Consider the following 532-nt stretch of genomic DNA (forward strand, 5'->3'; position numbering starts at 1 on the left):
TCAGAAGATTGATTACCTTCATTAATGTGGCTTTCGATCATCAAACCGATGATCGACTTGTTCCCTTCACGGATTTGGTGAATCACATCTTCTGCGACCAATGGCTGACGACGGTAATCTTTGCGTGAGTTTGCATGGCTGCAATCCACCATCAATGACGCTTCAAGACCTGATTTCGCCATTTCTTGTTCGCATTCCGTAACGGATACTGAATCGTAGTTCGTCTGTTTACCACCACGTAGGATCACGTGGCCATTCGGGTTACCTTGGGTTGTGAGCAACGCAACTTGACCTTCACGGTTGATACCCATAAAGCGGTGGCTAGAAGAGGCTGCCTGCATCGCATTGATTGCGGTTGCCAAACTACCATCTGTGCCATTCTTAAAGCCAATCGGCATCGAAAGACCACTAGCCATCTCACGGTGTGTTTGTGATTCTGTTGTGCGTGCGCCGATCGCTGCCCAACTAAAAGTATCGGCTAAGTATTGTGGGCTAATTGGGTCAAGAGCTTCGGTTGCAAGTGGGATTTCCA

1 protein-coding gene is annotated in these 532 nt (G+C 48.1%); it reads right to left on the reverse strand.

Going from position 1 to position 532, the window contains the following annotated elements:
• The coding region (locus R7R24_RS30065) for a 3-deoxy-7-phosphoheptulonate synthase (protein WP_318120636.1) at positions 1 to 532 on the reverse strand (532 nt) is incomplete at both ends.

Source organism: Vibrio sp. 704, assembly GCF_033339295.1.